The following is a 14,231-nucleotide window of genomic DNA, read 5'->3' on the forward strand; positions in this document are numbered from 1 at the left end:
CCCGGCCAGGCAGTGGTCTCCGCGGGGAAGTTTCTCTCAGGAAAAGCACAGCGTGCCCTGGTAAACCGAGGATCGACTTGATCGGCCATCCAGGCACTCTCTCTCACTACATCGGAGGTTGTTACCTCCCCGCAGGTGCAGAGGGTAGCGAACGCCCGGAGAAGATGTAACCCTCCCGACGCTTCGTGCACGATGTTGCACAGCGTTCGCTCAGTCGGCGCACAGTTGGTGATCCCTCAATCGAGAACCGGGCCCTACGCTGGGTGAACGACTACGGCGAGTGGAGCAGCGGGTCTAGACCAGAGGCCAATGGAGTGACCTGCACCACTCTCTCGTGTATTGATCCCACCCGTTGTGAGCGAGCTGTCACGTTCTCTACAGTGACCCGCGTACTCCCGAGAATGAGTTACGTACTTCCCCGGGATTCGGTCCACCAACCGTCAATTTTCCCAAGGAGCAGGCCTTGCTTGGAAACGCCAGGAGCAGTGGCCGGGTTCGCACTCGCCGCGCCGCGCTCGGGCTCGCCCTGACCGTCGCAGCAGCGACAGCCCTCACGGGCTGCAGCGCGCTCGGCTCGGACGACTCGAACGCCTCGTCGACCGGGGGTGGCCTGGAGAAGTCGAAGATCAAGGTCTCGATCCTGCCGACCACCGACCTGGCGCCGTTCTGGCTGGCCCAGGACGCGGGGTACTTCAAGGCCGAGGGCCTCGAGGTCGAGCAGCTCATCGCGCCGAGCGGCCAGGCGTCGATGACGAAGGCGATCTCGGGTGAGGCGGACATCGCCCTTTCGACCTACACGCCGTTCTTCGTCGCCAAGAGCAAGGGCGCCGCGGACATCTCGCTCGTCGCCGACGGCACGTCGGTGAACGCGAAGAGCAACGCGATCGTGACGGTGCCGAACTCGCCGGTGAAGACGGTCGGCGACCTGAAGGGCAAGCGGATCGCGATCACGGCCCTGAACACCGCCTCCGACATCCTCACCAAGTCGGTGATGAAGGACCACGGCGTCGACTACAGCACGGTCAACTGGGTGCCGATCCCGCTCCCGAACATGGCGGCGGCGCTGCAGCAGGGCCAGGTCGACGCGGCCTACATGCCGGAGCCGCAGCTCTCGCAGGCGGCCAAGATCGCCGGCGCGACGCCGGTCATCGACATCAACACCGGCGCCAGCCAGAACTTCCCGCTGACCGGTTACGCCTCGACGGCGAAGTGGGTGCAGGCGAACCCGAAGACCCTCGCGGCCTTCCAGCGCGCCATGCAGAAGGCGACCGGCGAGGCGATCAACGAGCGCGCGAAGGTCGAACCGCTGCTGGTGAAGTACGCGAAGATCGACCCGGACACGGCCAAGCTGCTCACCCTGCCGGGTTACGGCTCCACCCTGGACGCGCGGCGCCTCCAGCGGGTGCCCGACCTGCTGCTCCAGATGGGTGTCATCACCAGCAAGGTCGATGCCGCGACGATGATCGCGCCGCAGGCGACCAACTGACGTGACGAAACTGCTCCGCGGCCTGGCCGGCCTGGCCGGATTCCTCCTGCTCTGGGAACTCGTCGTCCAGGTCGGCCTGGTCAGCAAGACGTTCATCCCGCCGCCGAGCGTCGTCCTGGTCACCGTCGGTGACCTGCTGGGCGACGCCGACTTCATCCGTGACGTCATCGCGACCATGCTCGCCTGGCTGATCGCCATCCTCGTCGCGATCGCCGTCGGCGTGCCCGCCGGGCTGCTACTGGGCAGCGTCCCGGTGCTGCGCACCGCCACCGCCGCGATCGTCGAGTTCCTCCGCCCGATCCCGGTCACCGCGCTGGTGCCACTGGTGCTGCTGGTGATCGGCTCCGGCCCCGACGCGAAGATCACCCTCGCGGTGTACGCCTCGCTGTGGCCCATCATGTTCAACACCATCTACGGCATGGGCGAGATCGACCCGGTGCTGATGGAGACCGCCCGCGCGTGCGGGACCAGCCGGTTCCGCATCCTGTCCTCGGTCGCGCTGCCGCAGACCGCGCCGTTCGTCTTCACCGGCGTCCGGCTGTCGGCGACCATCTCGCTGATCGCCGTCGTCAGCGTCGAGTTCCTGGCCGGCTCCGAAGTCGGGCTCGGCAACTTCATCCTCGTCGCCAGTACCGGTTCAGTCCGGTTCGACCTGGTCCTGGCCGGTACTGTGGTCGCCGGGGTCCTGGGCTACCTGATCAACGAAGGACTCGAATTGCTGGGCAAGCGGCTGTTCCGCTGGAGCAGCGTCGACCGGGAGGCGATCGCGTGAGCACAGCGACTCTTTCCGGCCGGGTGGGCCGCCGGGCCGCCCGCGGTGCCGCCACCGTCGTCCGCAACTGGCTGCTCTTCGCGATCCTCGTGGTCGTCTGGGAGTTCGCCGCGCGCGCCGGCGGCAGCAAGTTCTTCCCACCGCCCACGGAGATCGCGGTCGCCGCCGCGAAACTGTGGTTCACCGGGCCCGCGTCGGACCTGTTCCTCACCGACGCGGTGTACGACAACGTGTTCCCCAGCCTCGGCCGGATGCTCGGCGGCTGGGCGCTGGCCGCGATCGCCGGCATCACGCTGGGCGTGCTGGTCGGCCGGTCCAAGAAGGGGATGGACTACCTCGGCCCGCTGTTCGCGTTCTTCCGCTCGATCCCGCCGCCCACACTGATCCCGGTGTTCGCGGTGCTGTTCGGGCTGAGCTCGGGCATGCAGCTCGGTTCGATCATCTTCGGTGCGATCTGGCCGGTGCTGCTCAACGCGGTCGACGGCGTCCGTTCTGTCGACCAGGTGAAGGTGGAGACCTCACGGACCTTCCGCACGCCGAAGCGGTACTGGGTCGCGATGGTGGTGCTGCCCGCGGCGGCGCCGAAGATCTTCGCCGGGCTGCGGGTGAGCCTGTCGATCTCCCTGCTGCTGATGGTCGTCTCCGAACTGGTCGGCGCGTACAACGGCATCGGGCGGTCGCTGATGAACGCCCAGCAGGACTTCGACTTCCCGACCATGTGGTCGTGGCTGGTGCTGCTCGGCATCCTCGGCTACGTCTTCAACACGATCTTCCTGGCCGCGGAACGGCGGGTGCTGGCTTGGCAGCCGGCCCGTCTCGGCCGCGACTGACGCTGGAAAGGCCTCTCCCATGTCAACCATGCTCGAAGTGTCCGGCCTCAGTCACCGCTACGGCGCGGGCGCGAAGGCGCACATCGCGGTGAACAACTTGTCGTTCACCGTCGAGGCCGGGCAGCTGGCCAGCATCGTCGGCCCGTCGGGCTGCGGGAAGTCGACGCTGCTGCGCTGCGTCGCCGGGCTGACGCCGTCGACCGAAGGCACGGTGAGCCTGCACGGCGACCGCGTCTCGGGCGTGCCGGACGACCTCGCCGTCGTGTTCCAGGACTACAGCCGGTCGCTGTTCCCGTGGCTTTCGGTGCAGAAGAACGTCGAGTTCCCCCTGCGGTGGCGGTCGATCTCCCGTTCGGAACGGCGGTCACGGGCCGCCGAGGCGCTGGAGCAGGTCGGGCTGTCCGAGGTGGGCGGGAAGTTCCCGTGGCAGCTGTCGGGCGGCATGCAGCAGCGGGTGTCGATCGCCCGCGCGCTGGCCAGCCGGCCGTCGCTGCTGCTGATGGACGAGCCGTTCGCCTCGGTCGACGCGCAGACGCGCTTCGAGCTCGAAGACCTGACCCGGCGGGTGCAGCGCGAGCAGGGCACCACGATCCTGGTCGTCACGCACGACATCGACGAGAGCGTCTACCTGTCCGACCGGGTGCTCGTGCTGTCGAAGTCGCCGGCGTCGATCGTGGCGGACCTGCCCGTGGGCCTGCCGGCCGAACGGAACCAGATCACCACTCGCGAGTCCTCGGAGTTCGTGACACTGCGCGGCGAAGTGGCGCGGCTGCTGCAGGGCGGCACCCCGGCGGACGCCGTCGCGGCCGCTTCCGACGCCGCGGAATGGGACCTGGCCGAGCGGGCCAAGAACGGGACGAGGTCCAAGACCAGGAGCTGAAGTCGTGCGGAGGGCCGCTTCCCCGATGGTGGTGCGCTAGCGGTCCGCGGAGTCCGGGTAGACGACGTGCGCGTCGGTGTGCCAGTCGAACAGCCGCCACTGCTCGACGTTGCGCCCCGCGCACGCCGGGAAGACCTCGATCACGACGTGGCCGCTGAGCTCCACCGACAGCGTCCCGACCGGCCCGAGTACCGCCGACTCGACGAAGCATTCGTGCTCCGTGACCATCCCCGTCAGCTGGCGGGCTTGGCGGTCGTACTTGGTCCGGTACTCGTCGAACGCCGTCTCCGCGTCCCCGGTGTCCCGGTACCGCATGTCGACCGAGCCGAACAGGATCTGTTCGCGGTGCGTCACGCGGAACGGGCACTGCGCGTGGAGGCGCTTTTCGACGCCTTCGCCCTGGAAGCCCACGATGGCCATATCGAGGGTCCGGGAGAACTCGGTGACCCGGCACCCGGCCAGCCGGGCCACCGCCGCTTCCAGCTCTTCGGTTGTCGACAAGTCAGTAGAGCGTCCTGTCCGACGCGGTGACGCGGATGTGCACCAGCGTCGGGCGGGGGTCGGCGAGGGCCGTCGTCAAGCCGGGGACCAGGCCGGCCGGCTCGGTGATCGTCACGCCCTGGCAGCCCATGCTCGACGCCAGTGTCGCGAAGTCGATGCCGCCCAGGTCGGTGCCCGGGAGCTTCGCGCCGCCGAGCGTTTCGCCGAGGATGCGGACCGCCGCGTACTCCGTGTTGTCCAGGATCAGGATCGTCACCGGAAGCTCTTGGCGTGCGGCCGTCCAAAGTGCCTGGATGCCGTACATGCTGGAGCCGTCACCGATGACGCCGATGACCTTGCGGTCCGGCCGGCCGAGCGCCGCACCGACCACGCCCGGGACGCCGTAGCCGAGGGCGCCGCTGGCGATGGTCAGGAAGCCGGTGTCGGTCTGCGTGATCGGCAGGTGGTCGTGCAGGACGCCGCGGTGGCTGGGCGCCTCCTCGACGACGATCGCGTTGTCCGGCAACAGATCCGCGAGCGTCGAGTACACGAGCTCGCCGGTGAGCTTGTCGCCGCTGGGCTTCGCGGGGCGCACGAGCGGCTCCGGCGCGGGCCGGGTGCTCCGGTCGACGACGTTCAGCAGGGCACGGACGCCGAGCTTCGGCGTCGACCGGATGCCGGTGCCTTCGAAGGCGCGGGCGAGGATCTGCTCGTCGTCGCTGACGATGAACAGCGGCGGCAACGGAGCTTCCCCGCGGCCGCGGTCGACGTGGTAGGTGAAAGCGGGCGCCCCGATCACGATGACGAGGTCGTGCGCCGAGAGCTTGTCCGAGATGGCGCCGCGCTCCGGGTCGAGGAAGCCTTGGAAGAGCGGGTGGTCCTCGGGGAACGAGCAGCGGAACGACATCGGCGCGACGTACACCCCGGCCTGGAGGCGTTCGGCGAGGGCGACGGTCTCCACGACGGCGGTGTCCTGGTCGACGGCTCCCCCGACGACGATCGCCGGGCGCTCACTCGTTTCCAGGGCGGCGGCCAGTTCGTCGATCGCCTCGGGGTCCGGCGCGAAACCGCGGATGCGCGGGCGGGAGATGACCGGGCGCTCGGTGGTGACGGTCCAGTCATCGGCCGGCACGGACACGAAAACCGGCCCGGCCGGCGCCTGCGTCGCGACGTGGTAGGCCCGAGCCAGCGCGGCCGGGACGTCCTCGGCGGTGGCCGGCTCGATCGACCACTTGACGTACGGCTTGGGGAACTCGGGCGCGTCCATGGCACCGAGGAACGGATCGTGCGGCAGGAGCGCCCGGGTCTGCTGCCCCGCGACGACGATCAGCGGCGTCCGGTTGCGGTAGGCGGTGTAGAGGCTGCCGAGGCCGTGCCCGACGCCGCCCGCGGAGTGCAGGTTGACGAGGACCGCCTGGCGCGAGGCCTGCGAGTAGGCATCGGCCATCGCCACGACGGTGGACTCCTGCAGACCCAGGACGTAGTCGAAGTCATCCGGCCAGTCGGTGAGGAACGGGACCTCGGTGGTGCCGGGGTTGCCGAACACCGTGGTGAGGCCGAGTTCGCGGAGGAGCTCGCGGGTGGCGTCCAGCACCGTGCGCTTGTTCATCGGCCCAGACTAATGCTTAGTTTTGCGAAGGAAAGCCCCAAAAACGGGAACCGGGGCCGTCGCACGGATGCGACAGCCCCGGCTCCCGGAAACTCAGCCGATCAGGCCCGACAAGCCGCTGCCCTTGAAGGAGCCCCAGCCCGTCACCTGGTCATACCCGGTCCCGGCGGTGAAACCCGTTGTGCCGTGCAGGGTGTTGTTGCCCGTCGTCACGTCGTGGAAGCCCGTTCCGTACGACGACCCGTTCCCGATCGAGTAGAACTTCGGGTTCAGGTTGCCCAGCCCGCCGCCGTGGACCTGGTTCTGCAGCGTCGCGAACGCCGCCCACAGCGGGGCCGCGCCGGACGTGCCCCACACCGTTTCCCACGAGCCCGCCGTGTAGATGTAGTAGCCCGAGCCGCTCGCCGCGTCGGCCGAGACGTCCGGGACCTTGCGGTTCGTCGTGCTCTGCGAGGACTGCCACGACGGCGCCGTGAACACCGTCGAGATGCCGCCGCCGGTCGAGCCGTTGGACGCGCCGTCGTTCCACGCCTTCTCGCTGCTGTACGCGTTCGAGGACGTCACCGTCAGTTGCGTGCCGCCGACACCTGTCACGTTCGGGCTGGACGCCGGGAAGTCGACGGCCTTCGCCGTCGAACCCGTCTGGCGGTAGCAGTCGGTCGTGCCGTCGTCGCCCGCGGCCGCGAAGTACGAGATGCCCTCCGCGGTGCCCGTCGCGATCGCGTTGCTGACGCTCTTCGCCGCGCTCGAGCCCTCCGCGGATTCACAGGCGCCCCAAGAGATCGAGACAACGTTGACCGTGTGGTCCGACGCGATCTTCTGGTACATCGCCAGTTCGCCGGCGCTGGTGTTCGGGGCCTCGTACACGTAGTCGTTCGCCGCGGCCGCCAGGGCGTGCACGACCTCGATGTCGAGCTCGACCTCGATCTGGCCGTCCCCCGGCGCCGAGTCGTAGTTCGCGCCGCTGACCGGGACCGTCGTCACCGAGCCCGCCGAAAGGCCGTACGTGCTGTCGTACTTGGTGACGTCGGCCTTCTTGTAGCCGTCGAACTCGACGAAGCCGACCTTCACGCCGCTGCCGGTCGCCGAGAGACCGCTGGTGCCGTAGGCGGTCTTGAGCACCGGCGGGGTCACGGCCTTGACGACGTTGGGCTTCGCGACGGCGGACGTGTGCGTCCGCAGGGCGTGGTTGTCCAGGCCGACGACGTTGCCGACGACGCCCGAGACGTCCGCCGGCACGGTCGGCGCGGCGTCGTTGGCGAAGAAGTCCCGGCCGGACGTCTGGTCGTGGTAGGTCCCGATCCGGGTGTGGAACGCCGATTCGAGCTGGGCCGCCGAGCCGGTGAACGTGACGGCCTGGCGGTTGCCGGAAACCTCGATCCCGGTGGCGCCCGCTTTCTCGAGGAATGAGACGGCCTTGCCGACGTCGGCCTGGGTCGGGCCGAACTCGGCATTGAACTGCGCCGGGGTCAGAAAGTGGTGGTATTGCGGCGAAGCGGGGTTCTGCACGTCCGCGAGGAACTTTTCCAGCGCCTGCTGGTTGTGCAGTTTCAGGGACAATGCCGCGGTGATCCGCTGCCCGCCCGCCACGTCGCCGGTGCGAGCGCTGCTGACGAGCGGGGCGGCGTTGTCGGCCAGGGTGACCAGGGGTTCCGTCGCCGCGGCGGCGGGGACGACCACGGCGAGGCCGAGCAACGCCGGCAGCGGCACGGCGGCCGCGACGAGCTTGCGCAAGCGCATGGGGGATTTCCTCTCGGCGGTGGGTACCGGGCCTGCGCGGAATATTCGCCACAGGTTGCCGAGAAGCATAAGAAACCGCTGACGCACCGAGGAACCTACTTTTGTCTGCCCTTTCGCGGTTCCCATTTTCATTTTCCGGACGATTTACCTTTTCATGGCAATTCGATTATCATCCGGAATGCCCGAGATCGTCGACGCGGTCGACGATCTCCCGTGCGTCCGCATTGCCGGAAAACCGGCGGGCCGCCGCCGACAGCGTGCGCAGCCGCTGCCGCGTCCGCGGTGACCGCAGGGCGATCGCCAGCTCGATCGCCTCCTCGCCGACGGCGGTGGCGACGTCGAGGTCGCCGTCCAGCGCGTGCACGGTGGCGAGCCAGATCAAGGTCAGCGAGCGACTGCGCGTCATGCCCCGGCCGTACCCGGCGATCGCGTCGGTGAGCGCGGGGATGCCGTCGCGGCCGTGCCGGATGTCGACCATCTGGGCCAGCTCGCCGTGCACCGTCCCGACCATCGCCGCCAGGTCGGTGGGCCCGAAGAACGCGTCCCACGGCGCCGGCTCGCGCCCCTCGGCTTCCGCGAACTCCTCGCGGGCGCGGCGCAGGTAGGTCAGCGCTCCCGTCACGTCGGCCTTCATGGCGTACGCCCACGCCTGGTTGGCCGACAGGATCGCCTGCGCGAGCTTGGAGTGCGCCAGCAGCGCCGCTTCCCGGCCCCGCGCGAACTCCGCCAGCGCCGCGTCGACGGCGCCGTAGTGCAGGTGCAGCCGCCCGATGCGGTAGCGGACGTTGGCCTGGAGGTCGTCGTTCTCCGCCTGGACGGCGAGCTCCAGCGCCCGCGTGAACGCGTCGAGCGCCGCCGCCGGGCGGTCCTGGTCGAAGTTCGTCCAGCCGGCCAGGTTGTACAGGTCGGCGACCGCGGTGCACAGTCTCGCCAGGACGACGGTCTTGGCCACGCCGTCCAGCAGCGCGACGGCCGCGGGCAGCCGGGACTCGACGGCCGCCCGGCAGGCGCCGCCGCCGTAGCGGTAGTCCAGGGCTCTGAGCTCGGCGACGACGTCCTCGAGCCGCCGCACGTCGGCGAGACCCACGCGTGCGCCACGCTGGTCGTCCCGCCCTCCACTGCCGTCCATGGCAGCCCTCCGTCCGTAGAGAGCTGCCGGGCAGCTCCCGCTCATTCCCCGCCAGGCCGGGCCGGAGCCCGCTCCTTCGAGGGACTGGCGCCGGGCAGTACCCCGGCGGCGGTCAGCACCACACCCGTGGCGGTTTCCGCGATCTTGACGGCGGCCAGCAGGCCGGTGAGGGCGAGCGAGCCGCCGAGCCCCAGCTTCGCGAACTCGTCTTCGGAGGTTCCGGTTCCGCGTTGACGCGGTATCGCGCCGGTCACGATTCGACCTTGCGGCTCGTTCCGGACACGCTCGGGCGATACCCGCGCGGAATCAGCCGTCCACGAGCGAAATAAATCAACCGGATGGTGGGCATCCTGGTTTCTTGATGGCTTCTCATCGAATTGACCGCGAACTGAATACGCGCGCCCACAGCGCCGCCTCCTGTGTTGGCCGAACAATTCTTTAGACCATCCGAGCGACCCGCGGCCTGCCCGCCGCCGGTACGCCACTTGCCGGAAACCGCTATCGTTTCACGACTTCCAGCCAACGATAGCCAGCGCTTACCACGCCATCAGCCGCCAAGCAGCCCAACCAGGGCCCTGCACGTGCAGCTGCACAGGCGACGGAGAACCGTCATTCGCAAGACCTGAATGCAATTTCATCGGCAACGATTCAAGGGCAGTGAATACTGGTACAACCGGCTGGCGGATCAGGCAATTGTCCGCCAACCGGCTGCGGATTTCCAGACGGTCGCCGCGCGGCCCGTACGACTTCCGCAGTTCTTCAGGATTTGACGTGGTCCACCCAGGTGCGCACCGTTTCGGCGTCCACAGAGGACTGCCAGCCGCCCGGCCGGACCGCGCTTCCGACGTGGAACCCGCGCACCCCGCCCGCGCGCAGGAGGTGCACCTGCTGCGCGCGCAGGCCGCCGCCGACGAGCAGGTCCGGGCCGCTCTCACGCTGGGCGAGCCGCTGCAGCACGGAAAGCCCACTGGCTACCCCGTTCGGGTGCCCGGCCGCGAGCACGGTGTCACACCCGAGCGCGGCCAGCTGGTCGTACGCGCGCAACGGATCCCGCGTGCGGTCGATGGCGCGGTGGAACGTCCACGGCAGGCCGTCGACCTCTTTGATGAGCGCTTCGCAGGCGTCCAGGTCGATCTCGCTGTCGACGGTGAGGAACCCGAAGACGAACTCGCGCGCGCCCGCGTCGATCAGCCGGGCGGTGTCGGCGCGCAGCCCCTCGAGGTCGCCTACGGCGAAGGAACCGTTGTCCCGCAGCATGACCCGCACCGGGAGGTCGGTCGCCGAAAGCACGTCACGCAGGGTCTCCAGGGAGGGCGTCAGGCCGTCCTGCGCCATGTCCGTCACCAGTTCGAGGCGGTCGGCCCCGCCCGCCTGCGCGCCTTCGGCGTCCGCCGCGTCCAGCGCGATCACTTCCAGCAGGGGCGTCTTCGAGCTCATGCCTCATCCGTTTCACTGGTTCCGGGTGTCGTCTCCCCTCGCGTGCCGCCCTCGCCGGAAGCCGCCTTGAAGGCTCGTCATCCGCTCGCGCACCGCTTCCGGGGAAAGAGAGAGTATCGGCCGCTGCTCCGGTACCGCTCCGGGGCTCGCCGCGGAATCGGCGGGCTGCAGGAACGGCCAGGTGTCCTCGGCGCCGTCCTCCTGCTCCAGCTCGGCCGGTGTCGGCCACTCGTAGTCGGGCTCGATCGCGGCCGGCGGCGCGACGGGCGGGAACTGCGGGTCGGTGTCCTCGTCGTCCGGGTTCGGCGCGACCGCCACCGGCGGGGGTGGCGGAGGCGGCGGTGGCAGGGCCGCGGCCAGGGCGTGCCGCGCCTCGGGCTGGACGGGCCGCGGTGCCTCGGCCACCGGGCGCGGGTCCACCGGCCGCCGGGGTGCCTCGGGGGCCGCGGACGCGTCGAACCAGCGCGACAGGACGTCGCGGTAGGCGGGCATCCGCTCGGTCGGGGCGTCGAGGTCCAGGTGCGAGTCGTCGTCCGCCGTCGGCCACTCGGGGCCGTGCTCGCGGGCCACCACCGGAGCCCGGCGAGGCGGGCCCGCCTCGATCGACGGCGGCGTCAGCTCTTCCGGCTCCGGCTCCGGCTCGGGTTCCGGCGGCGTGAGCGGGGCCAGCGGCGCCAGCAGCTCCGGCTCGGGGGCCGCGGCCGGCTCGGCGGGCGGGGGCGGCCCCGGCATCGGCGGGAGCTCGACGATCAGGGCGGTCGGCACGAGCACGGTCGCGATCAGCCCGCCGTCCTGGCCCGCGCTCAGGCTGACGTCGATGTGGTGGCGCTTGGCCAGCGTCGCGACCACGAACAGGCCCATCCGGCGCGAGACCTCGACGTCGACGTCCGGCGGGTTCGCCAGCCGCAGGTTGGTGCGGTTGATCTCGGCCTGCGGCATGCCGGCGCCGTGGTCGATGATCTCGATCTGCCAGTCGCCGTCGTGGGTTTCGGCGCTCGCGACGGTGACCGGCGAGCCGCTGGCGTAGCGCGTCGCGTTCTCCAGCAGCTCCGAAACGACGTGCACGAGGTCGTTGACGGCCTCCCCGCGGACCGCGACCTGCGGCGCCGGGCCGAGCTGGATGCGCTGGTAGTGCTCGACCTCCGAGAGCGCGGCGCCGATGATCTCGTCGGCCGCGACCGCGCCGGCGTCCTCGCGCGCCGAGTCCTGGCCGGACAGCACCAGCAGGTTCTCGCTGTTGCGCCGCATCCGCGTCGCGAGGTGGTCGAGCTCGAACAGCCCGGCGAGGGTGTCCGGGTCCTGCTCGTCGGCCTCCATCCGGTCGAGCACCGACAGCTGCCTCTCGACGAGGTCCTGGCTGCGCTGCGAAAGGTTGACGAACATCGCGTTGACGTTCTCGCGCAGCATCGCCTGCTCGCCCGCCAGCCGGACGGCTTCGCCGTGCACCGCGTCGAACGCGCGCGCCACCTGGCCGAGCTCCTCGCGCGTGAACACCGGGACCGGCGCGACGGCGAGCCGTTTCCGCAGGTTCTCCGGGGCGGGCTCGGGGTCGGTGAGCAGGTTCTGCACGGCCGCGGGCAGCCGGTGCTCGGCGACTTCGAGGGCCGTCCGGCGCAGGATCCGCAAGGGGCGCAACAGGGACCGCGCGATGACGACCGACAGCACGCCCGCGACGAGCAGGACGCCGAGCACGATGCCGCCGTCCCAGATCGCCGCCGCGCGCGCCTGCGCCGCCAGGGCGTCCGTGCGTTCCTGCAACTGGACCAGCAGCGCCTGCTGCACCTGGTGGGCGAGGTTCACCGTGTGCGTCGCCGAGACGTCCCACTGGTTCGGGTCGAGGCCGTTGAGGTTCTGGCCGTTCTCGGTGCGGGTGAGCGCGGACTCGACCATGTCGTTGCCGATGTCGACGACCAGGCCGATCACCGTGTCGTCGAACATCCGCTGCTGTTCGGGCGTCGCGAAGGTGCGGTAGTCGTTGCGTGCGGCGGCGAGCTCGGCTTCGGCGCCGAGCAGCGCGCGCGTGCGGTCGCGGTTGAGGCTGCCCGCGGCGAGCGACTCGGCCAGCACCGCGCGCTTGACCGACATCTGGTCCTTGATCCGGGCCAGCGCGTTGCCGGCCAGGCGCAGCCGCGCGAGCTCCGGGTCCGAGACGTCGGCGGCGGCCGAGTCGCTGATGTCGAGCAGGCCGGAGATCAGCTCGCTGTAGGAGCGCAGCACGGCGTCGGCGGGGAACGCCGAATGCTCCGCGGAGAAGCGGAGGCCGCCGAGGACGCGGAGCCGGTCGTCGGTCTGTTGCAGGCTTTCCGCCGCCTTGGCGTCGAGCCGGGGTTTACTGTCGGCGAGGGTCCGTTCGAACGTGCCGATCGCCTGGTCGACGCGTTTGCGCTGGCCGGTGAGATCGGCGGTGTCGCCCTGGCGGTCCTGGGCGACGAACCGGACGGTGAGGTCGCGCTCGCGCTGCAGCTCGTGCAGGGCTTCGGCGATCGTGTTGTCGACGCGGCCGCGGGTGGCGAACTCCGCGAGCTGCCGGGCGTCCCGCAGGTCCGAGTCGATCCGCAGGCCGACGAGGGCGATCACCGCCAGCGCGGGGATGAGGAGGACGGCGAAGAGCTTCGTGCCGAGACGCCAGTTACGGAGCCGCCACCGGCCGCCGGCCGGACGTGGATCCGCCGCGCCGCCACCCGTGGGGGGACGCTGATCGCGACGGGTCACCTGGTTTCCTTTTCCACCGCGGGCGGGAACCCGCGGACCTGACGACACTCGAACCTACTGAACGGTAGCCCGCCCCATGAAGATCCGAAAGCCGCGCTGGCGCGATACGGCCCTGCCCGCGATCGTATGGGGCGCGGCCCATACGATCCAGCACGAGAGCCAGATTCTCGCGGTAGGTGAGAGTTCATGATCGGACGCAGACAGGCGATTCCGCTGGTAGCGGCGCTTCTGGCGACCGCGGGGTGCAGCGTGTTCTCGTCCGGAACTCCGGCGTCTCCACCACAATTGGAACGGACCACGCTGCGCGTGGGTGTGGGCAACGCCATCGACACGGCCCCGCTGCGGATCGCCGTCGCGGCCGGGAAGTTCGGTGCCGCGGGCCTGAACGTGCAGCTCGTGGAGCTCGGCGGCGAAGACGGGCTGGCCAAGCTGGCCGCCGGAGACCTCGACGTGACGTTCGCCTCCGACATCGCGTTGTTCCGCGCCGCGGCCGGCGGAACGGCCCTGCAGCTGCAGGGCGAGGCCTACACGTCCGGCCCCAACACTATGGCGCTGGTCACCCTGCCCGGCTCGGACTACGTCGTGCCGACGTCGAAGAAGTCGCCGGAGATCGCGGTGAACATGCTCGACGACGTCGGCGCGCTGGCCGCGCGCTCGGTGCTCGGGACGGCCGGAGTCGACGTGGCGAAGATCAAGTTCAAGGAAGTGGCGTTCGACCGGATGCCGCAGTCGCTGCAGGCGGGCGACGCCGACGCGGCGCTGATGATCGAGCCGTACATCACCCGCGCCGAGAAGGACCTCGGCGCCCACATCCTCGCCGACGGCGCCCGCGGCTCGACGCTCGACTTCCCGCTGTCCGCGTACGCGTCGGCCAAGCCGTTCGCGCAGGCCAACCCCCGCACGCTCGCGGCGTTCCGCAAGGCGTTGGGCGCGGCCCAGCAGAGCGCGACCGACCCGGCCATCGTCCGCGACTCGCTCCCGACGTTTTCGGACATCGACACGACCACGGCGGCCCTGATCTCGCTCGGCTCGTACCCGGCGTCCCTCAACGGCATCCGCCTGCAGCGCGTCGCGGACCTGATGCACAACTCGGGCCAGCTCGCGAACCGCCTCGACGTCCAGGCCCTGCTCCCCGACCAGAACGGTTATTGACTTT

Annotated in this window: 12 protein-coding genes; 5 read left to right on the forward strand and 7 right to left on the reverse strand. The window is 70.1% G+C overall.

The genetic code is table 11. The features are described 5' to 3' along the window. Positions 1 to 463: 463 nt before the first annotated feature. From AB0C38_RS40035 to AB0C38_RS40050, 4 genes are read left to right on the forward strand one after another with little or no spacing between them, the layout of a single operon-like run. A complete protein-coding gene (locus AB0C38_RS40035; protein WP_360683300.1) occupies positions 464 to 1,486 on the forward strand; it encodes an ABC transporter substrate-binding protein in 1,023 nt (340 codons plus the stop codon). Between the two features lies 1 nt (position 1,487). Continuing rightward, positions 1,488 to 2,258, forward strand: a complete 771-nt coding sequence (locus tag AB0C38_RS40040; RefSeq protein WP_360683302.1) for an ABC transporter permease — start codon at positions 1,488 to 1,490, stop codon at positions 2,256 to 2,258. Beyond that, positions 2,255 to 3,088, forward strand: coding sequence for an ABC transporter permease (locus AB0C38_RS40045; protein WP_360683305.1), 834 nt, complete (start codon positions 2,255 to 2,257; stop codon positions 3,086 to 3,088). The genes AB0C38_RS40040 and AB0C38_RS40045 overlap by 4 nt, the downstream gene beginning before the upstream one ends. A gap of 19 nt (positions 3,089 to 3,107) precedes the next feature. Continuing rightward, on the forward strand, positions 3,108 to 3,968 hold the full coding sequence (locus AB0C38_RS40050; RefSeq protein WP_360683307.1) for an ABC transporter ATP-binding protein: 861 nt from the start codon (positions 3,108 to 3,110) through the stop codon (positions 3,966 to 3,968). A 36-nt stretch (positions 3,969 to 4,004) separates the two neighbouring features. Here the strand turns inward: AB0C38_RS40050 and AB0C38_RS40055 are convergent, their stop codons facing one another. The 7 genes from AB0C38_RS40055 to AB0C38_RS40085 all read right to left on the reverse strand — a co-directional run bounded on the left by AB0C38_RS40055 (position 4,005) and on the right by AB0C38_RS40085 (position 13,075). Continuing rightward, positions 4,005 to 4,469, reverse strand: coding sequence for a hypothetical protein (locus AB0C38_RS40055; protein WP_360683309.1), 465 nt, complete (start codon positions 4,467 to 4,469; stop codon positions 4,005 to 4,007). 1 nt (position 4,470) lies between these two features. Next, positions 4,471 to 6,057: a benzoylformate decarboxylase gene (mdlC, locus tag AB0C38_RS40060; RefSeq protein ID WP_360683311.1), complete on the reverse strand. Its 1,587-nt coding sequence runs from the start codon at positions 6,055 to 6,057 to the stop codon at positions 4,471 to 4,473. A gap of 93 nt (positions 6,058 to 6,150) precedes the next feature. After that, the gene (locus AB0C38_RS40065; protein ID WP_360683314.1) at positions 6,151 to 7,797 is read right to left on the reverse strand and encodes a S53 family serine peptidase; all 1,647 of its coding nucleotides are present in this window, start codon (positions 7,795 to 7,797) and stop codon (positions 6,151 to 6,153) included. A 169-nt stretch (positions 7,798 to 7,966) separates the two neighbouring features. Continuing rightward, on the reverse strand, positions 7,967 to 8,926 hold the full coding sequence (locus tag AB0C38_RS40070; protein WP_360683317.1) for a hypothetical protein: 960 nt from the start codon (positions 8,924 to 8,926) through the stop codon (positions 7,967 to 7,969). 41 nt (positions 8,927 to 8,967) lie between these two features. Continuing rightward, on the reverse strand, positions 8,968 to 9,180 hold the full coding sequence (locus tag AB0C38_RS40075) for a hypothetical protein (protein WP_360683320.1): 213 nt from the start codon (positions 9,178 to 9,180) through the stop codon (positions 8,968 to 8,970). 505 nt (positions 9,181 to 9,685) lie between these two features. Beyond that, entirely contained in the window at positions 9,686 to 10,363 is a 678-nt protein-coding gene (locus AB0C38_RS40080; protein WP_360683323.1) for a copper homeostasis protein CutC, read from the reverse strand. A 12-nt stretch (positions 10,364 to 10,375) separates the two neighbouring features. Then, the gene (locus tag AB0C38_RS40085) at positions 10,376 to 13,075 is read right to left on the reverse strand and encodes a nitrate- and nitrite sensing domain-containing protein (RefSeq protein WP_360683326.1); all 2,700 of its coding nucleotides are present in this window, start codon (positions 13,073 to 13,075) and stop codon (positions 10,376 to 10,378) included. A 186-nt stretch (positions 13,076 to 13,261) separates the two neighbouring features. Here AB0C38_RS40085 and AB0C38_RS40090 point away from each other — a divergent pair, with 186 nt between their 5' ends. Further along, on the forward strand, positions 13,262 to 14,227 hold the full coding sequence (locus AB0C38_RS40090; protein WP_360683329.1) for an ABC transporter substrate-binding protein: 966 nt from the start codon (positions 13,262 to 13,264) through the stop codon (positions 14,225 to 14,227). The last annotated feature ends 4 nt before the right edge of the window (positions 14,228 to 14,231 follow it).

This window comes from Amycolatopsis sp. NPDC048633 (genome assembly GCF_040650695.1).
Taxonomy (GTDB): domain Bacteria; phylum Actinomycetota; class Actinomycetes; order Mycobacteriales; family Pseudonocardiaceae; genus Amycolatopsis.